The organism is Streptomyces luteolus (genome assembly GCF_029968015.1).
GTDB lineage: Bacteria > Actinomycetota > Actinomycetes > Streptomycetales > Streptomycetaceae > Streptomyces > Streptomyces luteolus.
In genome coordinates, this window is sequence record NZ_JASCIS010000002.1 from 298,857 (window position 1) to 320,134 (window position 21,278).

Genomic DNA, 21,278 nt, shown 5'->3' on the forward strand with positions numbered 1-21,278 from the left:
GTGTGCGGTTGCCGGGTGCGGGCCTCGAAGGCATGCGGGAGTGGCGGGCCGACGGTTGTCGTGTGCGGCCGCCGGGTGCGGGCCTCGACGGCATGCGGGAGGCGGCAGGTGCGTCGGCTCATGACCAGCCTCCCGTCGTCGTGCCGGTGGTGGGGGCCGTGCCCGCGCCGGTGCGGTGGTGGTCTGCTGCTCGCCAGAGTTGGGGCAGGTCCGCGCCGGGGGGCACCCCCACGGCTGTCCAGCCCGCCTCGCGCAGCCGGCGCAGGCACTCCTCCAGCTGCCCTGACGGACCGCCGCCCGGCGCGCGGGTCCACGCCCGGTTGTCGAGGACGAACGCGACGGCCGCGCCGCTGCGCTGCCGCATCCGTGCGGCCACGGCGGTCTGCGCCTCGTCCAGGTCGCCGAGGAAGGCGATGAGCAGGCCTTCGTTCCCGCTGCGCAGCACCTCGTACGCGCGCGCCAGGTCCGCGCTGTCCGAGTGGTCGACGACGGCGAGGGTGTCCATCATCAGCCCAGCGGCGTCGGCCGACTCCTGGCCGCCGACCGCGAAGCCGTCGGGGCCCTCGCCCGGCACGGAAGCCCCGGTGTCGGTCAGCAGGCGGACGCCGTAGCCGCGTTCGAGCATGTGCACCACGGCGGAGGCCGCGCCCGAGACCGCCCACTCGAAGGCCGAGTCGGGTCCGGCACCCTCGTGGGCCACCCGGCGGGTGTCGAGCAGCACCGTGCAGCGGGCGCGCTGCGGCTGCTCCTCGCGGCGCACCATCAACTCGCCGTACCGCGCGGTGGAGCGCCAGTGGACGCGGCGCAGGTCGTCGCCGTACCGGTACCCGCGCGGGATCACGTCGTCCTCACCCGCAAGGGCGAGCGCGCGCCGGCGGCCGTCGCCGTACCCCGCGGCCTCGCCGGAGAGCCGGACCGCGGGCAGCGGGGTCACGCGCGGGATCACGGTCAGCGTGTCGTACGCACTGAAGGAGCGGGTCAGCTCGCACATGCCGAACGGGTCGGACAGGCGCAGCTGGAGCGGGCCGAGGGGATAGCGTCCGCGCAGGTCGGAGCGGACGCGGTAGGAGACCTCGCGGCGGCCGCCCGCCTCCACCCGGTCGAGCACGAACCGGGGCCGCGGGCCCAGCACATAGGGCACGCGGTCCTGCAGCATCAGCAGGCCGGTGGGCAGCCGCGACACGTTGTCCATCCGCAGGTGCACCCGGGACTCGGAGCCCGCGGGCACGCGCGCGGGGGAGAGGCGCCGGGACGCCGCGACGCGGTAGCGCGTGCGGTACAGCACGAGCGTGCAGATCAGCGGCAGCACGGCGAGCAGCAGCCCGACGCGCAGCAGGTCGCTCTGCCCGAGGACGTACGCACACCCGGCCGCGGCGATGCCCGCGGCGAGGAAGGAACGGCCGCGGGTGGTCAGCCCCGCGAACGCGGTACGCAGCGTGCCCCGGTCCTCGTCCGCGTCCGCCGGACCGGTCTGCGGCGACGGCCCCCCGACCGCCATCACAGCCGCCGGGCGCCGGGCGGCTGCTGGCCGTAGGCGTTGGCACCCGGCAGCCGGCCCGGGTACCCGGAGGACGGCGCGGGGGCGGCGGGCACCGGCGTGCGCTGCAGGATCTCCAGGACGACCTGCTCGGCCGTGCGCCGGTTCAACTGGGCCTGGGCCGTGGGCAGCAGGCGGTGCGCGAGGACGGGGACGGCGAGGGACTGGAGGTCGTCCGGCAGCGCGTACTCCCGGCCGCTCAGGGCGGCGGCGGCCTTCGCGGCGCGCAGCAGGTGCAGCGTGGCGCGCGGCGATGCACCGAGGCGGAGGTCGGGGTGCGTGCGCGTCGCGGCGACCAGGTCGACGGCGTAGCGCCGCACCGGGTCGGCGACGTGCACCGTGCGCACCGCCTCGATCAGCTTCACGATGTCGTGGGCGTGCGCCACCGGCTGGAGGTCGTCCAGGGGCGAGACCGCGCCGTGCACGTCCAGCATCTGCAGCTCGGCCTCGGGGCTCGGGTACCCGATGGAGACGCGGGCCATGAAGCGGTCCCGCTGGGCCTCGGGGAGCGGGTACGTGCCCTCCATCTCGACCGGGTTCTGCGTGGCCACGACCATGAACGGGTCGGGCAGCTCGTAGCTCTTCCCGTCGATCGTGACCTGGCGCTCCTCCATGGACTCCAGGAGCGCGGACTGGGTCTTGGGCGAGGCGCGGTTGATCTCGTCGCCGATGACGATCTGCGCGAAGATCGCGCCCGGCTTGAACTCGAAGTCCCGCTCCTGCTGGTCGAAGATCGACACCCCGGTGATGTCCGAGGGCAGCAGGTCGGGCGTGAACTGGATGCGGCGCACCGAGCAGTCGATGGACCGCGCGAGGGTCTTGGCGAGCATGGTCTTGCCCACGCCCGGGACGTCCTCGATCAGCAGGTGCCCCTCGGCGAGGAGCACGGTCAGCGAGAGCCGTACGACCTCCGGCTTGCCCTCGATCACACCCTCCACCGACCTGCGGACCCGCTCCGCGGTGGCGGTCAGATCCTCCCCCACCCTCGACTTCGCTCGGGCGGGGGCACCCCCATGGCTCGCTCGATCTTCATAGGTCGTCACCCGGCCCTCCTCGGCCCGTCCGCAAGGCCGGTGTCTCGGTGCGACACGGCCCTCCCCGAATTACGGCACCGTTCGCGAAAGCCTCCGCGGGATGCCACACACGCATTCTTGTTGGCGTTACCGGGTCGTGTCACTCGGCTGTGGATAACTGGCGGCGATATGTCAGAGCTTGGGGCTCTTTGGGAGATGAGTACGGCTGATTTCCCCTCAGGAGCCCGCCCGCGCGGGGCGCGTCCGTACGGGTGAGAAGGCCCCCGCAGGGCTCTCGTACGACGCGCACAGCGCGCGCGTGGCCGGAGATTGACCGCGGGACGGCGTGGACTAAAGTGACGCGAAGCGGGAGGCGGAACACCCTCCCTGCTGGACTGGTTTCCCGGAGATTCCTTCCGAATTTCCCGCGCGCGGTGCGCACGCAAGGCTCGGCCTCCTCCCGCTCCCGGTCGGCTGACGCCCCTTCCCCGGCGCCAGGCGGGCCGTTCCCCTTCGAGCGGGCGGGGACCCGGCAGTGCGTGCGGCCGCCGCTCTACTTGAGAGGGTGCATTGAGCGAGAGCCGACACGTCCCGGTGATGCTCCAGCGGTGCCTGGACCTGTTGGCCCCGGCTCTGACACAGCCCGGAGCCGTGGTCGTCGACTGCACGCTCGGCCTCGGCGGGCACAGCGAGGCGCTCCTTCGCACCTTCCCCGAGGCCCGGCTCGTCGCGCTCGACCGGGACAAGGAGGCGCTGCGCCTGTCCGGCGAGCGGCTCGCGCCCTTCGGCGACCGGGCCACCCTGGTGCACGCGGTCTACGACGAACTCCCGGACGTACTGCGGCGCCTGGAGATCCCCGCCGTCCAGGGCGTCCTCTTCGACCTCGGCGTCTCCTCCATGCAACTCGACGAGGCGGACCGGGGCTTCGCGTACGCGCAGGACGCCCCGCTCGACATGCGCATGGACCAGACGACCGGGATGAGCGCGGCCGAGGTGCTCAACACGTACCCGGCGGGCGAACTCGTGCGGATCCTGCGGGCGTACGGCGAGGAGAAGCAGGCCAAGCGGATCGTCTCGGCCGTCGTGCGCGAACGCGAGAAGGAGCCGTTCAGCAACAGCGCGCGGCTCGTCGAGCTCATCCGGGACGCGCTGCCGCAGGCCGCCAAGCGCACCGGCGGCAACCCGGCGAAGCGCACGTTCCAGGCGCTGCGGATCGAGGTCAACGGTGAACTCTCCGTACTGGAAAGGGCGATCCCGGCGGCCGTGAAGGCGCTCGCGGTCGGCGGCCGGATCGCCGTCCTGTCGTACCACTCGCTCGAGGACCGGCTCGTCAAGCAGGTGCTGGCGGCCGGTGCGGCCAACACCGCGCCGCCCGGTCTGCCGGTCGTGCCCGAGCGCTACCAGCCGCGGCTCAAGCTGCTCACGCGCGGTGCCGAACTCCCCACCGAGGAAGAGGTGGCCGAGAACCGCAGGGCCGCGCCCGCGCGACTGCGCGGCGCGCAGCGCATCCGGGAGGACATCGCGTGACCCGGCGCGGTGGGGAGGGCTTCGGATGAGCGCACGACCGCGGATGCGGGGCAGGGCCGCGCGGCTCGCCCGGCTGCTCCCCGCCGGGCCCGCCTCCGCGGCCCGCACCCCGTTCGTGCTGCTCGTCGTCGTGCTGCTCGGCGGCGGCCTGATCGCGCTGCTGCTGCTCAACTCCGCGCTCAACCAAGGGTCGTTCCGGCTCAGCAAGCTGAAGAAGGAGACCACCGAGCTCACGGACCGGCAGCAGGAGCTGCGGCGCGAGGTCGACGGCTACTCCGCGCCGGGCAACCTGGAGCGGCGCGCCCGCGAGCTCGGCATGGTCCCCGGCGGCAATCCCGCCTTCCTCGACCCGAACGGAAAGATCCGCGGTACGACGGACCCGGTCACCGCCGAGCCCGAGCCGCCGCTCACCGCCGACTCCGCGCCGCAGCCCGCCGGTTCGCCCGCCGGTTCGCCTTCCGCCCCGCCCGGCGGGAGCCCGTCCGGCGGGAGCCCGTCCGCGGAGCCCTCCGGTGCGTCCGCCCCGAAGCCGTCGAGCCCCTCGCCCGCCGCGCGGACCGGGGCGGAGCCCACCCCTTCGACCGCCGCAAGGTGATGCCGTGACCGACAGGCAGCCCCCACGACGCCGGGTGCCGGGACCGGCCGAGCCGGGCCGCTCCTCCGGCACCCCGCGACGCCCCGCCCGGGGCGCCCGCCCCGCCGCGCGCCGGCCACGGCCCGCCGCCGGGCCCCGGCCCCGCACCATCCGCCTCGGCAGCCCCCGCCCCCGGCTCCGGCTGATCAGCGTGGGCCTGGCCCTGGTGATGATCGCCTTCGTCGTACGGCTGCTCCAGGTGCAGGCCGTCGACGCGAGCGCGTACGCGGCGAAGGCCGAGAAGAACCGCTATTTCAGCCACACCCTGGCGGCCGAGCGCGGCGGCATCACCGACCGCGACGGCTCCGAGCTGGCGATCAGCGTGGACGCGTACGACATCACGGCCGACCCGTCGATGTTCACGCCCAAGGCGACCGAGGTGAAGGACGCGCCCGAGCAGGCCGCCGCGCTGCTCGCGCCGATCATCGACCGGGACGCCGCCGACATCGCCCGCAAGCTCAAGAAGCCCGACAGCCGCTACGCCCTGCTCGCGCGCCGCCAGACCCCCGAGGTCTGGAAGCAGATCAAGGACCTGAAGAACACCTTCCAGGAGAAGTCGGACAAGGCCGGCAAGGGCAGCGTCCTCGCCGGCGTCTTTCAGGAGCCGAGCAGCAAGCGCCTCTACCCGAACGGCGACCTCGCCGCCGGAACTCTGGGCTGGGTCAACGCCGAAGGCAAGGGCGGCGGCGGCATTGAGGCCCAGCTGAACGAGGAACTCGCGGGCAAGGACGGCAAGATCACGTACGCCCAGTCCGGCGGGCGGCGCGTGCCCACGGCGGGCGGCGACGAGAACCCCGCGACGCCGGGCTCCGACATCGAGCTGACCATCGATCGCGACATCCAGTACGTCGCCCAGAAGGCGATCGCCGAACAGGTCGAGAAGTCCAAGGCCGACCGCGGCTACGTCGTCGTCCAGGACACGAAGACCGGCGAGCTGCTCGCCCTGGCCAACGCCCCCGGCTTCGACCCCGCCAACCTCGCCGAGGCGAACCCGAACGCCCTCGGCAACGCCGCCCTGCGCGACGCGTACGAGCCCGGCTCCACCACCAAGCTGATCTCGATGGCCGCCGTCCTGGAGGAGAACGCGGCCACGCCCGGCACCCATGTCACGGTGCCCAACCGGCTGCACCGCGGCGACCGGCTGTTCAAGGACGACATCGACCACCCCACCTGGTACCTGACGCTCAACGGAGTGCTCGCCAAGTCCAGCAACATCGGCACGATCCTGGCCACGCAGCAGCTCGGCAAGACCCAGCCGGAGGCCAACGAGGTCCTCTACTCGTACCTCCGCAAGTTCGGCATCGGCCGGCCGACCGGGCTCGAATTCCCCGGCGAGACCGCGGGCATCCTCGCCAAGCCGGGGGACTGGTCGACCTCGCAGCAGTACACGATCCCGTTCGGCCAGGGCTTCTCGCTCAACGCCGTGCAGGCCACCTCGGTGTACTCGACGGTGGCCAACGGAGGCGTACGGGTGGAGCCCACGCTCGTGCGCGGATCCAAGGGCCCCGATGGCCGGTTCACGCCGTCGCCCGAGCCGGAGAAGGAGCGGGTCGTGAGCGAGAAGACGGCCCGCACGCTGTCCCGGATGCTGCAGTCGGTCGTGGACGACGACGAGGGCACCGGCACCAAGGCGAAGATCGACGGCTACCGCGTGGCGGGCAAGACCGGCACGGCCAACCGCGTCGACCCGGAGACCGGCCGCTACAAGGGCTACACCGCGTCCTTCGCCGGATTCGCGCCCGCCGACAAGCCCCGGATCTCGGTCTACTGCGCGGTCCAGAACCCGACCAAGGGCAGCTACTTCGGTGGCCAGATCTGTGCGCCGATCTACAAGAAGGTCATGGAGTTCGCGCTCAAGACACTTCAGGTGCCGCCCTCCGGCGACAAGGCCCCCGGCCTCCCGGTCGAATTCGATCCGAAAGACTGATCCGCACCACTGAACAGGTAGGCCCGTGACAACCATCACCCCCGACTCCGGGAACCAGAACATCCGCCCCGCGCACGAGGACGGCCCATTTCGCGCCTCGCAGGGTGCGCCGGGTACGCTCACCGCCGTGCCACACGCTGATCAGTCCCAAACCACCCAGAAGGGCGTTCCCGTGACCTATCCGGGACCGCCGCGGCCGGAGCAGGTCTCCGCGAGCACCCTCGCGACCCTCGCCGAGCAGCTGGGTGTCGATGCCCCCGGAACCGGAACCGGAACCGGAACCGCGGAGATCACGGGCATCACCCATGACTCCCGTGCCGTACGCCCCGGTGACATCTACGCCGCGCTCCCCGGCGCCCGCGTCCACGGCGCCGACTTCGCCGCGCAGGCCGCCGACCTCGGCGCCGCCGCGATCCTCACGGACCTGGCCGGGATGGACCGCGGCCAGGCCACCGGACTCCCGCTCCTGATCGTGGGCGACCCGCGCGGACGCATGGGCGAACTGGCCGCCACCATCTACGGGCAGCCGGGCCGCGACCTGCTGCAGATCGGCATCACCGGTACGTCGGGCAAGACCACCACCGCGTACCTCGTCGAGGGCGGGCTCAAGGCCGCCGGACACAAGTCCGGTCTCATCGGCACCGTCGAGATGCGGGTCGGCGACGAGCGCATCAAGTCGGAGCGCACCACCCCCGAAGCCACCGATCTGCAGGCGCTGTTCGCGGTGATGCGCGAGCGCGGTGTCGACTCGGTGGCCATGGAGGTCTCCAGCCACGCCCTTGTGCTCGGCCGGGTCGACGGCTGCGTCTTCGACGTCGCCGTCTTCAACAACCTCAGCCCGGAGCACATGGAGTTCCACTCCGACATGGAGGACTACTTCCGGGCCAAGGCGCAGCTCTTCACGCCCAAACGCTCCCGGCTCGGCGTCGTCAACTTCGACGACGAGTACGGCCGCAGGCTGGTGACCGAGGCCACCGTCCCGGTCGTCACGTTCTCCGCCGAGGGCCACCCGGACGCCGAGTGGCGCGCCGAGGACGTCGAAGTCGGCCCGATGGACTCGACGTTCACCGCCGTCGGCCCCAAGGGCGAGCGGATCACCGCGAAGTCGCCGCTCGCCGGCCCGTTCAACGTGGCCAACACCCTTGCCGCGATCGTCGCCCTCGCGGCCGCGGGCGTCGACCCGCAGACCGCGGCCGACGGCATCGCGGCCGTCCCCGGAGTGCCGGGCCGCCTGGAGCGGGTCGACGCGGGCCAGCCCTACCTCGCCGTCGTGGACTACGCGCACAAGACCGACGCCGTCGAGTCCGTGCTCCGCGCCCTGCGCAAGGTCACCGAGGGCGAGCTGCACATCGTGCTCGGCTGCGGCGGCGACCGCGACCAGACCAAGCGGGGCCCGATGGGCGCCGCCGCCGCCCGGCTCGCCGACACCGCCGTCCTCACCTCGGACAACCCTCGCTCCGAGGACCCCCTCTCGATCCTCGCCGCGATGCTCGCCGGCGCCGCCGAGGTGCCGGTGCACGAGCGCGGCGACGTCCAGGTGTTCGAGGACCGGGCCGCCGCCATCGCCTCGGCCGTGTACCGCGCCCGCCCCGGGGACACCGTCCTCGTCGCGGGCAAGGGCCACGAGCAGGGCCAGGACATCAACGGAGTGGTCCGCCCCTTCGACGACCGTGACGTGCTGCGCGCCGCCATCGAGCACAGCCGCCGCAACGCCACTCAGAACACCCAGGGATGACGCAGTGATCGCCCTCTCCCTCGCCGAGATCGCCTCCATCGTCGGCGGACAGCCGTACGACATACCGGACGGCGACCGTCGGATCACCGGCTCCGTGGTGATCGACTCCCGCAAGGTCGAGCCCGGCGGCCTCTTCGCCGCCTTCGTCGGCGAGCAGGTCGACGGCCACGACTACGCCGAGCGCGCCATCGACTCGGGAGCCGCCGCCGTGCTCGCCACCCGGCCCGTCGGCGTGCCCGCGATCGTGGTCGACGACGTCGAGAAGGCGCTCGGCGCCCTCGCGCGCGCCGTCGTGGCCCGGCTCGGCACCACCCTCGTCGCCCTCACCGGCTCCGCGGGCAAGACCTCCACCAAGGACCTGATCGCGCAGCTGCTGCAGCGCAAGGCCCCCACGGTGTGGACCCCCGGCTCCCTCAACAACGAGATCGGCCTGCCGCTCACCGCGCTGACCGCCACCGAGGAGACCAGGCACCTGGTCCTCGAGATGGGCGCCCGCGGCATCGGCCACATCCGGTACCTCACCGGCCTGACCCCGCCGGAGATCGGCGTCGTGCTCAACGTCGGCTCCGCCCACATCGGCGAGTTCGGCGGCCGCGAGCAGATCGCCGAGGCCAAGGGCGAGCTGGTCGAGGCCCTGCCGGAGGACGGCACCGCGATCCTCAACGCCGACGACCCGCTCGTACGCGCGATGGCTTCGCGTACGAAGGCTCCCGTGCTGCTCTTCGGAGAGGCCGAGGACGCCGACGTACGCGCCGAGAATGTCCGGCTCACCGAGCAGGGACAGCCGTCCTTCACGCTGCACACACCCTCCGGGTGCAGTGACGTGACCTTGCGCCTGTACGGTGAGCACCACGTGTCGAACGCGCTTGCCGCGGCCGCCGTCGCCCACCGACTCGGGATGTCCACCGACGAGATCGCGGTCGCGCTCTCCGAGGCGGGCAACCTGTCCCGCTGGCGGATGGAGGTCACCGAGCGCCCGGACGGCGTGACGGTCGTCAACGACGCCTACAACGCGAACCCCGAGTCCATGCGAGCCGCACTGCGCGCGCTCGCTGCCATGGGTAGGGGGCGGCGCACGTGGGCGGTGCTCGGGCAGATGGCCGAGCTGGGGGACGAGGCGCTGGCCGAGCACGACGCGGTCGGACGCCTGGCCGTCCGGCTCAATGTGAGCAAGCTCGTCGCGGTCGGGGGCAGGGAAGCGTCCTGGCTGCAGCTGGGCGCATACAACGAGGGTTCGTGGGGTGAGGAGTCGGTGCACGTGTCCGACGCACAGGCGGCGGTCGACCTGCTGCGCAGCGAGCTGCGCCCGGGAGACGTCGTGCTCGTGAAGGCCTCCAGGTCGGTGGGCCTGGAGAAGGTCGCGTTCGCGCTCGTCGAGGGTGAGGTCTCCGGCCGATGAGGCAGATCCTCTTCGCGGGTGTGATCGGACTCTTCCTGACCCTGATCGGCACCCCGCTGCTGATCAAGCTTCTGGCCAAGAAGGGCTACGGCCAGTACATCCGGGACGACGGCCCGCGCGAGCACGCCAGCAAGCGCGGTACGCCGACCATGGGTGGTATCGCCTTCATCCTGGCGACGATCCTCGCGTACTTCGGCGCCAAGCTGATCACCGGAGCGCCGACGACGTTCTCCGGTCTGCTCGTGCTCTTCCTGATGGCGGGTATGGGCCTCGTCGGCTTCCTCGACGACTACATCAAGATCATCAAGCGGCGCTCGCTCGGTCTGCGGGCCAAGGCCAAGATGGCCGGCCAGCTGATCGTCGGCATCACCTTCGCGGTGCTCGCGCTGCAGTTCGCGGACAACCGCGGCAACACCCCGGCCTCCACGAAGCTGTCGTTCGTGCAGGACTTCGGCTGGTCGATCGGCCCGGTCCTGTTCGTGATCTGGGCGCTCTTCATGATCCTGGCCATGTCGAACGGCGTGAACCTCACGGACGGCCTCGACGGTCTGGCGACCGGCGCCTCCGTGATGGTCTTCGGCGCGTACACGTTCATCGGCGTCTGGCAGTTCCAGGAGTCCTGCGCCAACGCGACGACGCTCACCAACCCGGCGGCCTGTTTCGAGGTACGCGATCCGCTCGACCTGGCCATCGTGGCCTCGGCGTTGATGGGTGCCTGCTTCGGCTTCCTGTGGTGGAACACCTCGCCCGCCAAGATCTTCATGGGCGACACCGGCTCGCTCGCCCTCGGCGGCGCGCTCGCCGGCCTCGCGATCTGCTCCCGTACGGAACTGCTTCTCGCGCTCCTCGGCGGCCTGTTCGTCCTCATCACCATGTCCGTGGTGATCCAGGTCGGCTCCTTCCGCCTCACCGGGAAGCGCGTCTTCCGGATGGCGCCGCTGCAGCACCACTTCGAACTCAAGGGGTGGTCCGAAGTCCTTGTGGTGGTCCGGTTCTGGATCATCCAGGGCATGTGCGTGATCGTCGGACTCGGCATCTTCTACGCGGGATGGGCAGCGGACAAGTGACCGACTGGCAGGGCAAGCACGTCACCGTCGCCGGGCTCGGCGTCTCCGGGATCCCGGCGGCCAAGGTCCTGCGCGGCCTCGGCGCGATCGTCACGGTCGTCAACGACGGCGACGACGAGCGCTCCCGTACGCAGGCCGCGGAGCTGGAGGCGGAGGGAATCACCGTCCGGCTCGGTGACGGCGCGACCCTGCCGGAAGGCACCGAGCTGATCGTCACCACCCCCGGCTGGAAGCCCGACAAACCGCTGTTCGCGGCGGCCGCCGAGGCGGGCATCGAGGTGTGGGGCGACGTCGAACTGGCCTGGCGGCTCAGGGGCCCCGACGCCGCACCCTGGCTCGCGGTCACCGGCACCAACGGCAAGACCACGACCGTACGGATGCTCGCCTCGATCCTTCAGGCGGCGGGCCTGCGCACCGCGGCCGTCGGCAACATCGGCGTCTCCCTCCTGGACGCGGTCCTCGGCGAGGAGACGTACGACGTGCTCGCCGTCGAGCTCTCCAGCTACCAGCTGCACTGGTCGCCCTCGGTCCGCGCCCACTCGGCCGTGGTCCTCAACCTGGCGCCGGACCACCTGGACTGGCACGGCTCCATGGAGGCGTACGCCAAGGACAAGGGCCGTATCTACGAGGGCAATCAGGTCGCCTGCGTCTACAACGCGGCGGACAAAGCCACCGAGGACCTGGTCCGCGAGGCCGACGTCGAGGAGGGCTGCCGCGCGATCGGCTTCACCCTCGGCAGCCCCCGGCCCTCCGAACTCGGCGTCGTGGACGGCATCCTGGTCGACCGCGCCTTCGTCGAGGACCGGCAGAAGCAGGCCCAGGAACTGGCCGAGGTCGCGGACGTCAACCCGCCCGCCCCGCACAACGTCGCCAACGCCCTCGCGGCCGCGGCACTGGCCCGCGCCTTCGGCGTCGAACCGGCCGCGGTGCGCGACGGACTGCGCGACTTCCGCCCCGACGCCCACCGCATCGAGCACGTCGCGGACGTCGAGGGCGTCTCGTACGTCGACGACTCCAAGGCCACCAACCCGCATGCGGCGCAAGCCTCGTTGGCCGCGTACGAGTCGATCGTGTGGATCGCGGGCGGGCTCGCCAAGGGCGCCTCGTTCGACGAGCTGGTCGCCGCCTCCGTGAAGCGCCTCCGCGGTGCCGTGCTCATCGGCAAGGAGCGCCACCTGGTCCGCGAAGCCCTGGCACGACACGCCCCCGAGGTCCCGGTGGTCGACCTCGACCGGACCGACACTGGGGCGATGTCCGCGGCCGTCGAGGAGGCGGCACGGCTCGCCGCTCCGGGTGACACCGTCCTGCTCGCCCCGGCCTGCGCCTCGATGGACATGTTCGTCAACTACAACAAGCGTGGCGAGGCGTTCGCGGACGCCGTGCACGCACTCGCCGCCGAGCGTGGCGGCGACGCCACGCACCGCGCCGAGGAGGTTCCCGGCCAGTCCAGCACAGCACCCGCGGCGCCCGGCACGCTCCCCCAGCCTCCGGCCGGGGGGACCCCCACTCGCCGTACCGGCCAAAGGCCCAAGTAGCTCCGCTACGAGAACCTTCGTCCGGCACGCCGAGAGCACGCACCGAACACCGCGGGCGCCGCACTGGACCGGCCGGGAACCTCCTCCCGGACCGACCCGCCCGCCGCGCCCCGGCGGCGCGGGCACGACTGGAGGGGACAGCGACGATGCCCGCCGACGCCAGGCCCGCGCGCGACGTGCGCAGCGCGGCCATCCCGCTGGGCAGGAACCGGAACCCGCTGCGCGGGAAACAACCTCCACGACCGCCCCGCGACCGACCGTGGCGGCGGATCGCCGACCGCGCCCGCAAGGCCTGGGACCGGCCGCTCACCGCGTACTACGTGATCCTCGGCAGCAGCGCGCTGATCACCGTGCTCGGCCTGGTGATGGTCTACAGCGCGTCCATGATCCAGGCACTGCAACTGAACCTGCCCGCCTCGTACTTCTTCGGCAAGCAGTTCGTCGCGGCGGTGCTCGGGTCGATCCTGCTGCTCGTCGCGATGCGGATGCCGGTCAAGCTGCACCGGGCGTTCGCGTACCCGATGCTGGCCGGGTCCGTGTTCCTGATGGTGCTCGTGCAGGTGCCCGGGATAGGGCATGCGGTGAACGGCAACCAGAACTGGATCTATCTGGGGGGCCCGTTCCAGCTCCAGCCCAGCGAGTTCGGGAAGTTGGCCCTCGTCCTGTGGGGCGCCGACCTGCTCGCGCGCAAGCAGGACAAGCGGCTGCTCACACAGTGGAAGCACATGCTGGTGCCGCTGGTGCCGGTCACGTTCATACTGCTCGGGCTGATCATGCTCGGCGGCGACATGGGGACCGCGATCATTCTCGCGGCGATCCTCTTCGGACTGCTCTGGCTCGCGGGCGCTCCCACGCGGCTCTTCGCCGGGGTGCTCTCGGTCGCCCTGGTGCTCGGCTTCATCCTGATCCGTACGAGCCCCAACCGGATGTCCCGGCTCGCCTGCATCGGCGCGACCGACCCGGGGCCCGGCGACCAGTGCTGGCAGGCCGTGCACGGGATCTATGCCCTCGCCTCCGGCGGATTCTTCGGTTCCGGTCTCGGCGCGAGTGTGGAAAAATGGGGTCAACTCCCTGAACCGCACACCGACTTCATCTTCGCCATCACCGGGGAGGAACTGGGCCTGGCGGGGACGCTGTCGGTGCTGGCTCTGTTCGCGGCTCTAGGCTATGCGGGTATCCGCGTGGCCGGACGCACGGAGGACCCCTTCGTGAGGTATGCCGCGGGAGGCGTGACCACCTGGATCACGGCCCAGGCCGTGGTCAACATCGGTGCGGTGCTCGGCCTGTTGCCGATCGCCGGAGTCCCGCTCCCGCTGTTCTCCTACGGAGGGTCCGCCCTGCTGCCGACGATGTTCGCCGTCGGACTCCTCATCGCCTTCGCGCGCGAGGAGCCAGGGGCGCGAGCAGCGCTGGCCATGCGGTCGTCCGCCTTCGGCAAGAAGCGGGCTGCGGTGAGATGGAACACGATGAGACGGCGCGCCAAGGCGCGACCGTCCGGAGAGCGGTGAATTTCGGTGCATGTCGTACTCGCCGGTGGGGGGACCGCCGGCCACATCGAGCCCGCGCTCGCCCTCGCGGACGCCCTGCGCAGGCAGGACCCCACCGTGGGCATCACGGCCCTGGGCACGGAGAAGGGCCTGGAGACCCGGCTCGTCCCGGAGCGCGGCTACGACCTCGCGCTGATCCCCGCCGTACCGCTGCCCCGTAAGCCCACCCCCGAACTGATCACGGTCCCGGGCCGGCTCCGCGGCACCATCAAGGCCGCCGAGCAGATCCTGGAGCGCACCAAGGCGGACGCGGTCGTCGGCTTCGGCGGGTACGTGGCGCTGCCCGGCTACCTCGCGGCGAAGCGCCTCGGCGTGCCGATCGTGGTGCACGAGGCCAACGCCAGGCCGGGCCTGGCCAACAAGATCGGTTCGCGGTACGCCGCCCAGGTCGCGGTCTCCTCGCCGGACAGCAAGCTGCGCAACTCCCGTTACATCGGCATCCCGTTGCGCCGTACCATCGCCACCCTGGACCGCGCCCAGGTGCGGCCGGAGGCCCGCGCCGCCTTCGGCCTCGACCCCAACCTGCCCACACTGCTCGTGTCCGGCGGTTCGCAGGGCGCCCGCCGCCTCAACGAGGTCGTCCAGCAGGCCGTCCCGCATCTGCAGCGCTCCGGCATCCAGGTCCTGCACGCGGTCGGCCCGAAGAACGAACTGCCGCAGGTGGACAACATGCCGGGGATGCCGCCTTACGTCCCGGTACCGTACGTGGACCGGATGGATCTCGCGTACGCCGCGGCCGACATGATGCTCTGCCGCGCGGGCGCGATGACCGTCGCCGAACTCTCCGCCGTCGGACTCCCGGCCGCCTACGTCCCGCTGCCCATCGGCAACGGCGAACAGCGGCTCAACGCCCAGCCGGTGGTCAAGGCCGGCGGCGGTGTCCTGGTCGACGACGCCGAACTGACCCCGGAGTGGGTCAAGGAGAACGTCCTCCCGGTGCTCGCCGACCCCCACCGGCTGTACGAGATGTCCCGCGCCGCCGCCGAGTTCGGCCGCCGGGACGCCGACGAACTCCTCGTCGGCATGGTCTACGAGGCGATTGCGGCACGCCACAGGGCGTGAGAAGGCAGGGGAGCGTGGCCGGACCCACCACCGCCGAGCGAGGCGAACGCAAACAGGGGGACGCACCGGCCCGCCCGCCCCGACCGACGGGCGGTGGCCGCCGACTTCGGCTGCCACCGACCCGCACGCTCGTGGTCGCCGCGGTCGTGGCCGTACTCCTCGGAGCCGGAGTCGTCTGGCTGTTGTACGGCTCGCAGTGGCTGCGGGTGGAGCGCGTGAAGACCTCCGGCACCGAGGTGCTGACTTCCCAAGAGGTGCGTACGGCGGCGCAGGTTCCGGTCGGCGCACCGCTGATTTCCGTCGACACGGACGCGATTGAGGATCGGCTGCGGAAGAGATTGCGCCGAATCGACACCGTCGACGTGGTGCGCGCATGGCCCCACGGAATCGGTCTGAAAGTGACCGAACGCAAGCCGGTGCTGCTCATCGCAAAGGGCGGAAAGTTCATCGAAGTGGACGCGGAGGGCGTGCGGTTCGCCACCGTGGACCGCGCGCCCAAGGGCGTACCCCTTCTCGAATTGGACGCCGCCGCGTCACCGAGCCTCAACCGCTTTGGTACGAACCGCCTGTTGCGCGCTGCCGTGCAGGTGGCCGGGGATCTGCCCGCCGCGGTCGCCAAGGACGCACGAATCGTTCAAGTGCGTTCATATGACTCCATCTCAGTCGAGCTGAAGGGCCAACGCACCGTCGACTGGGGCAGCGTGGAGAAGGGCGGCGCGAAGGCCGCTTCGCTCGTCGCGCTGATGGAAGCGGAACCGAAGGCCGAGCGGTACGACGTGAGTGCCCCCACCGCCCCTGCCGCGTCAGGGAGTTGACGCTCAAGTGCGCTGGCCAGCACCCTGGTTGGTCAGCGCAACGGCTGATCACATAGGGTGAAAAGAAAAACGGGAGGTTCGGCGTGTTCGTTGAACGTGCGCCACTTGTCGACTTAGTGTCCTGTTTCGAAGACTCCAGGGAACAGACACACTGGTAACCCTAAACTTCAGCGTTAGGGTTCGGGTCGGCGTTCGGACCGTCCCAATTCGGCATCAGTCGTCGCACCGCGAGCACGGCGAGGCGGCGACACGTAACTCGAGGCGAGAGGCCTTCGACGTGGCAGCACCGCAGAACTACCTCGCAGTCATCAAAGTCATCGGTGTCGGCGGCGGTGGTGTCAATGCCATCAACCGGATGATCGAGGTCGGTCTCAAGGGCGTCGAGTTCATCGCCATCAACACCGACGCGCAAGCCCTGTTGATGAGCGACGCGGACGTCAAGCTCGACGTCGGCCGTGAACTCACCCGCGGACTCGGCGCCGGAGCGAATCCGGCAGTCGGACGCAAGGCGGCCGAGGACCACCGCGAGGAGATCGAGGAGGTCCTCAAGGGGGCCGACATGGTCTTCGTCACCGCCGGTGAAGGTGGCGGCACCGGCACCGGCGGCGCACCCGTCGTGGCCAACATCGCCCGCTCGCTCGGCGCACTCACCATCGGTGTGGTGACGCGGCCGTTCACCTTCGAGGGACGCCGTCGCGCCAACCAGGCGGAGGACGGCATCGCGGAGCTCCGCGAAGAGGTCGACACCCTCATCGTGATCCCCAACGACCGCCTGCTCTCCATCTCGGACCGCCAGGTGAGCGTGCTCGACGCGTTCAAGTCGGCGGACCAGGTGCTGCTCTCCGGTGTGCAGGGCATCACGGACCTCATCACCACGCCCGGCCTGATCAACCTCGACTTCGCCGACGTCAAGTCCGTGATGTCCGAAGCGGGTTCGGCCCTGATGGGCATCGGCTCGGCGCGCGGTGACGACCGCGCGGTGGCCGCCGCCGAGATGGCGATCTCCTCGCCGCTCCTGGAGGCGTCCATCGACGGCGCCCGCGGTGTACTGCTCTCCATCTCCGGAGGCTCCGACCTCGGCCTGTTCGAGATCAACGAGGCCGCCCAGCTGGTCAGCGAGGCCGCCCACCCCGAGGCCAACATCATCTTCGGCGCGGTCATCGACGACGCGCTTGGCGACGAGGTGCGCGTCACCGTCATCGCGGCGGGCTTCGACGGTGGACAGCCGCCGAACAAGCGCGACGTCATCGGTTCGGCCTCGAACAGCAAGCGCGAGGAGCCCGCCCCGGCGCGCGGTACCAGCACCGAGTCCCGCCCCGCCTTCGGCTCCCTCGGCAGCGTGACCCCGCGCGAGGACACCCGCCCGGCCGCCGAGCCCGCCCCCGAGCCGGCCCCGGCGAACGAGCTCCCCACCGCACCGGTCACCCCGCCGCAGGTCCCGCCGGCCCGTCCGTACCAGGACAGCCAGGCCGAGGAGCTCGACGTGCCGGACTTCCTGAAGTGACCGACGCCAAGTGATAACTGCGCACAACACCGTGGACGGCGCGCACTTCGCTTTCACCGACAGGTGGGGCGGGGTGAGCGCCGTTCCGTACGAGGAGCTCAACGTCGGCGGGGCGGTCGGCGACGCCCCCGAGGCGGTCCGCGCCAATCGTGAACTCGCCGCCAAGGCGCTGGGTGTCGAGCCCGGCGCCGTGGTGTGGATGAACCAGGTGCACGGCCGGGACGTCGCCGTCGTGGATGGCCCCTGGCGTGATAAATCCGACATTCCTTGTGTCGATGCCGTGGTGACCGCGCGCCGGGGCATCCCGCTCGCCGTCCTCACCGCCGACTGCACTCCGGTGCTGCTCGCCGACCCGGTCGCCGGAGTCGTCGGCGCGGCGCACGCCGGCCGGCCCGGTCTGGTCGCCGGGGTCGTCCCCGCGGTGGTCGAGGCGATGACGGAACTCGGCGCCGAGTCCTCCCGGTTGATCGCCCGCACCGGCCCCGCGGTCTGCGGCCGTTGCTACGAAGTGCCGGAGCGGATGCGGGCCGACGTCGCGGCGATCGAGAGTGCCGCGTACGCGGAGACGAGTTGGGGGACGCCGGCGGTCGACGTGACCGCGGGGGTGCACGCTCAACTCGAGCGGCTGGGCGTGGTCGACCGGGAGCGGTCGCCGGTCTGCACACTGGAATCCGAAGACCACTTCTCGTACCGCCGCGAGCGCACCACCGGTCGGCTCGCGGCCTATGTCTGGCTGGACTGATAGGGCATGACGGACCGCAAGGCGGAACTCGCCGCGAATCTGGTGAAGGTGGAGGAGCGCATCGCCGCGGCGTGCGCGGCCGCCGGGCGTGCGCGGGAGGAAGTGACCCTGATCGTGGTCACGAAGACCTACCCCGCGAGTGATGTACGGCTCCTCGCCGACCTCGGTGTGCGCCATGTCGCCGAGAACCGCGACCAGGACGCGGCGCCGAAGGCCGCCGAGTGCGCGGATCTGCCGCTGACTTGGCACTTTGTCGGCCAGCTGCAGACCAATAAGGTTCGTTCCGTTGTCAGTTATGCCGGTCTGGTGCAGTCCGTGGACCGCCCCAAGCTCGTCACGGCTCTCTCCGCGGCGGCGCTGAAGGCGGAGCGCGAGCTGGGTTGTCTGATCCAGGTCGCCCTCGACGCCGAAGAGGGCGGCCGGGGTGACCGGGGAGGCGTAGCGCCCGACGGAATCGAGGAGTTGGCCGGACTTGTGGCGGAAGCTCCGGGGCTGCGGCTCGACGGTCTGATGACCGTCGCACCGCTAACCGGACCGTACGCGGGGCGGCAACAGGCGGCGTTCCAGCGGCTGGTGGAATTCTCAACCCTCCTGCGCGCGGCCCATCCGGCTGCGAACATGGTGTCGGCAGGGATGAGTGCGGATCTCGAGGAGGCCGTTGCGGCCGGAGCGACACATGTGCGCGTCGGCAGTGCGGTACTCGGAGACCGACCCCGGCTCCGGTAACGTCGCCAAGCAAGTCGGACCACAGCAGAAAATATGGTCATTCTCGCAGATCAGCGGGGGTGCCGAGTGGATCGCGAGCACTTGGTGGCACAGCGGATCCACCACAGAGCGGAGGACTCAGAGCATGGCCGGCGCGATGCGCAAGATGGCGGTCTACCTCGGCCTCGTGGAGGACGACGGATACGACGGCCGGGGATTCGACCCCGATGACGAGTTCGAGCCCGAACTGGATCCGGAGCCCGAGCGGGATCGCCGACGGCACGAGCCTGCACATGAACTGCAGCAGGACGAACCGGCCCGAAAGGTGCAGACGCCCGCGCAGCGCGAGCCGATGCCCGCCGCCGCTCCGGTACCGGCTGAAATCGGACGTCCGGCACGAATCGCCCCCGTGGCATCCATCACACCTGAACGTCAGAGCCTGGAGAAGAACGCACCGGTGATCATGCCCAAGGTTGTCTCCGAGCGGGAGCCCTACCGCATCACGACACTGCACCCCCGGACCTACAACGAGGCCCGTACCATCGGGGAACACTTCCGTGAGGGCACTCCGGTGATCATGAATCTGACGGAGATGGACGACACCGATGCGAAGCGACTTGTCGACTTTGCCGCCGGTCTGGTCTTCGGCCTGCACGGCAGCATTGAGCGGGTGACACAGAAAGTGTTCCTGTTGTCTCCTGCTAACGTCGATGTCACGGCGGAGGACAAGGCTCGCATCGCAGAGGGCGGGTTCTTCAACCAGAGCTGAGAAGCGACACCGGATCGAGTAGTACGAGACAGGGGAGAGGGAAGCGCGGATCATGAGCGTTGTCTTGGATGTGCTCTACATCGCGCTGATGTGTTTCCTCATCGTGCTGATCTTCCGGTTGGTCATGGACTACGTCTTCCAGTTCGCCCGCTCATGGCAACCCGGCAAGGCGATGGTGGTCGTTCTGGAGGCCACCTACACTGTCACTGATCCACCGCTCAAGCTTCTGCGGCGGTTCATCCCACCGCTGCGTCTCGGGGGCGTGGCGCTCGACCTGTCCTTCTTCGTGCTGATGATCATCGTCTACATCCTGATCTCCGTCGTGAGCGCGGTGTGAGCGCGATGTCACTTACGTTCTTGCCGAATGCCGACGACTACGTTGAGGTGAAGAGATGCCGTTGACCCCCGAGGACGTGCGGAACAAGCAGTTCACGACCGTCCGCCTCCGAGAAGGCTATGACGAGGACGAGGTCGATGCCTTCCTCGATGAGGTCGAAGCCGAACTGACACGACTGCTCCGCGAGAACGAGGACCTGCGCGCGAAGCTCGCCGCAGCGACCCGTGCCGCCGCGCAGAACCAGCAGCAGGGCGGCATGCGCAAGCCCGAGCCGCAGGACCAGCAGCAGCAACAGCGTGGCCCCGGCGCCCCGGTGCCCGCCGCAATATCGGGTCCGCAGCCGGTGCCGCCGCAGCAGCAACAGCACCTGGGCCCGCCCCAGTTGCCCGGTGGCGCGCCGCAGCTGCCCGCAGGTCCGAACGGCGGCCACGGCGGTCCGCAGGGCCCCGGCCCCGGCCCCGGTGGCCCCATGCAGGGCGGCCCGATGGGCGGTCCGCTGGGTGGTCACGGTCCGCAGCTCCCGCAGGGTGGCGGCGGTCAGGGCGGCCCCGGTGGCGACAGCGCCGCCCGCGTCCTCTCGCTCGCCCAGCAGACCGCTGACCAGGCGATCGCGGAGGCCCGTTCCGAGGCCAACAAGATCGTCGGCGAGGCGCGTTCGCGTGCCGAGGGTCTTGAGCGTGACGCCCGTGCCAAGGCCGACGCCCTGGAGCGGGACGCGCAGGAGAAGCACCGCGTCGCGATGGGCTCCCTGGAGTCCGCCCGCGCCACGCTTGAGCGCAAGGTCGAGGACCTGCGCGGCTTCGAGCGCGAGTACCGCACGCGTCTGAAGTCCTACCTGGAGTCGCAGCTGCGCCAGCTGGAGACCCAGGCCGACGACTCGCTGGCCCCGCCGCGTACGCCGGCCACGGCCTCGCTGCCGCCGTCCCCCTCGATGGCTTCCGCCGGTGCGCCCTCCATGGGCGGCAACCACACCATGGGCGGCAACCAGCCGATGGGCGGCCACGGAGGCGCCTCCGGTGGCAACTCCTACGGCGGCCAGCAGCAGATGTCGCCCGCCATGACGCAGCCGATGGCGCCGGTGCGGCCGCAGGGCCCGCAGCCGATGCAGCAGGCTCCGTCCCCGATGCGCGGCTTCCTCATCGACGAGGACGACAACTGACGGTCGTACGCGCGCAGCGCGCGTAGCGTCGGCAGCGCTTCAAGGGCCTGGCCCCGGGAATCTTCCCGGGGCCAGGCCCTTTCGCCGTGCGTACAGCCGTGTGCGCGGGGGGAGTTGAGGAATCGGACAGGGGTCGGGGGAGCGGGTGTGCCCCGGTACACAACGCCGAAGGCCCGGTGTGGGGCGGGGCGCGCGGGGGGGGGGGGGCCGCGGGGGCGGGGGCGGGGGGGGGGGGGGGGGGGGGGGCCGGGGGGGGGGGGGGGG

Annotated in this window: 17 protein-coding genes and 1 pseudogene; 16 read left to right on the forward strand and 2 right to left on the reverse strand. The window is 71.0% G+C overall.

Going from position 1 to position 21,278, the window contains the following annotated elements; translation table 11 throughout:
• Positions 1-118 precede the first annotated feature (118 nt).
• Positions 119-1,498, reverse strand: coding sequence for a DUF58 domain-containing protein (locus QIT00_RS03095; RefSeq protein ID WP_282533466.1), 1,380 nt, complete (start codon positions 1,496-1,498; stop codon positions 119-121).
• Positions 1,498-2,580: an AAA family ATPase gene (locus QIT00_RS03100; RefSeq protein WP_408909710.1), complete on the reverse strand. Its 1,083-nt coding sequence runs from the start codon at positions 2,578-2,580 to the stop codon at positions 1,498-1,500. Before QIT00_RS03100 ends, QIT00_RS03095 begins: the two co-directional genes overlap by 1 nt.
• 540 nt (positions 2,581-3,120) lie before the next feature.
• On the opposite strand from QIT00_RS03100, the gene rsmH reads away from it, so the two are divergent.
• The 16 genes and pseudogenes from rsmH (at position 3,121) to QIT00_RS03180 (ending at position 21,014) form a co-directional block, all read left to right on the forward strand.
• Positions 3,121-4,077, forward strand: coding sequence for a 16S rRNA (cytosine(1402)-N(4))-methyltransferase RsmH (gene rsmH, locus QIT00_RS03105; RefSeq protein WP_282533467.1), 957 nt, complete (start codon positions 3,121-3,123; stop codon positions 4,075-4,077).
• Positions 4,078-4,102: 25 nt separating this feature from the next.
• On the forward strand, positions 4,103-4,672 hold the full coding sequence (locus tag QIT00_RS03110; RefSeq protein ID WP_282533468.1) for a cell division protein FtsL: 570 nt from the start codon (positions 4,103-4,105) through the stop codon (positions 4,670-4,672).
• 4 nt (positions 4,673-4,676) lie between these two features.
• Positions 4,677-6,638, forward strand: coding sequence for a peptidoglycan D,D-transpeptidase FtsI family protein (locus QIT00_RS03115; RefSeq protein WP_282533469.1), 1,962 nt, complete (start codon positions 4,677-4,679; stop codon positions 6,636-6,638).
• 25 nt (positions 6,639-6,663) lie between these two features.
• On the forward strand, positions 6,664-8,373 hold the full coding sequence (locus QIT00_RS03120; protein ID WP_282533470.1) for a UDP-N-acetylmuramoyl-L-alanyl-D-glutamate--2,6-diaminopimelate ligase: 1,710 nt from the start codon (positions 6,664-6,666) through the stop codon (positions 8,371-8,373).
• A gap of 4 nt (positions 8,374-8,377) precedes the next feature.
• On the forward strand, positions 8,378-9,772 hold the full coding sequence (locus QIT00_RS03125) for a UDP-N-acetylmuramoyl-tripeptide--D-alanyl-D-alanine ligase (protein ID WP_282533471.1): 1,395 nt from the start codon (positions 8,378-8,380) through the stop codon (positions 9,770-9,772).
• Positions 9,769-10,839: a phospho-N-acetylmuramoyl-pentapeptide-transferase gene (gene mraY, locus QIT00_RS03130; protein ID WP_282533472.1), complete on the forward strand. Its 1,071-nt coding sequence runs from the start codon at positions 9,769-9,771 to the stop codon at positions 10,837-10,839. Before QIT00_RS03125 ends, mraY begins: the two co-directional genes overlap by 4 nt.
• A pseudogene (gene murD, locus QIT00_RS03135) lies at positions 10,821-12,239 on the forward strand (UDP-N-acetylmuramoyl-L-alanine--D-glutamate ligase); the annotation flags it as partial. The gene mraY and the pseudogene murD, both read left to right, overlap by 19 nt.
• 281 nt (positions 12,240-12,520) lie before the next feature.
• A complete protein-coding gene (gene ftsW, locus QIT00_RS03140) occupies positions 12,521-13,882 on the forward strand; it encodes a putative lipid II flippase FtsW (RefSeq protein WP_282533474.1) in 1,362 nt (453 codons plus the stop codon).
• 6 nt (positions 13,883-13,888) lie between these two features.
• On the forward strand, positions 13,889-14,983 hold the full coding sequence (gene murG, locus QIT00_RS03145) for an undecaprenyldiphospho-muramoylpentapeptide beta-N-acetylglucosaminyltransferase (protein ID WP_282533475.1): 1,095 nt from the start codon (positions 13,889-13,891) through the stop codon (positions 14,981-14,983).
• 14 nt (positions 14,984-14,997) lie between these two features.
• Positions 14,998-15,798, forward strand: a complete 801-nt coding sequence (locus QIT00_RS03150) for a cell division protein FtsQ/DivIB (RefSeq protein ID WP_282533476.1) — start codon at positions 14,998-15,000, stop codon at positions 15,796-15,798.
• A 277-nt stretch (positions 15,799-16,075) separates the two neighbouring features.
• Positions 16,076-17,302, forward strand: coding sequence for a cell division protein FtsZ (gene ftsZ, locus QIT00_RS03155; protein ID WP_282533477.1), 1,227 nt, complete (start codon positions 16,076-16,078; stop codon positions 17,300-17,302).
• Between the two features lie 31 nt (positions 17,303-17,333).
• Positions 17,334-18,044, forward strand: a complete 711-nt coding sequence (gene pgeF, locus QIT00_RS03160; RefSeq protein WP_408909713.1) for a peptidoglycan editing factor PgeF — start codon at positions 17,334-17,336, stop codon at positions 18,042-18,044.
• A gap of 6 nt (positions 18,045-18,050) precedes the next feature.
• Complete coding sequence (locus QIT00_RS03165) at positions 18,051-18,770, forward strand: YggS family pyridoxal phosphate-dependent enzyme (RefSeq protein ID WP_282533479.1); 720 nt, start codon at positions 18,051-18,053, stop codon at positions 18,768-18,770.
• 124 nt (positions 18,771-18,894) lie between these two features.
• Complete coding sequence (locus QIT00_RS03170) at positions 18,895-19,518, forward strand: cell division protein SepF (protein WP_282533480.1); 624 nt, start codon at positions 18,895-18,897, stop codon at positions 19,516-19,518.
• 52 nt (positions 19,519-19,570) lie between these two features.
• Positions 19,571-19,855: a YggT family protein gene (locus tag QIT00_RS03175; RefSeq protein WP_282513401.1), complete on the forward strand. Its 285-nt coding sequence runs from the start codon at positions 19,571-19,573 to the stop codon at positions 19,853-19,855.
• Between the two features lie 55 nt (positions 19,856-19,910).
• Positions 19,911-21,014, forward strand: a complete 1,104-nt coding sequence (locus tag QIT00_RS03180; RefSeq protein ID WP_282533481.1) for a DivIVA domain-containing protein — start codon at positions 19,911-19,913, stop codon at positions 21,012-21,014.
• The last annotated feature ends 264 nt before the right edge of the window (positions 21,015-21,278 follow it).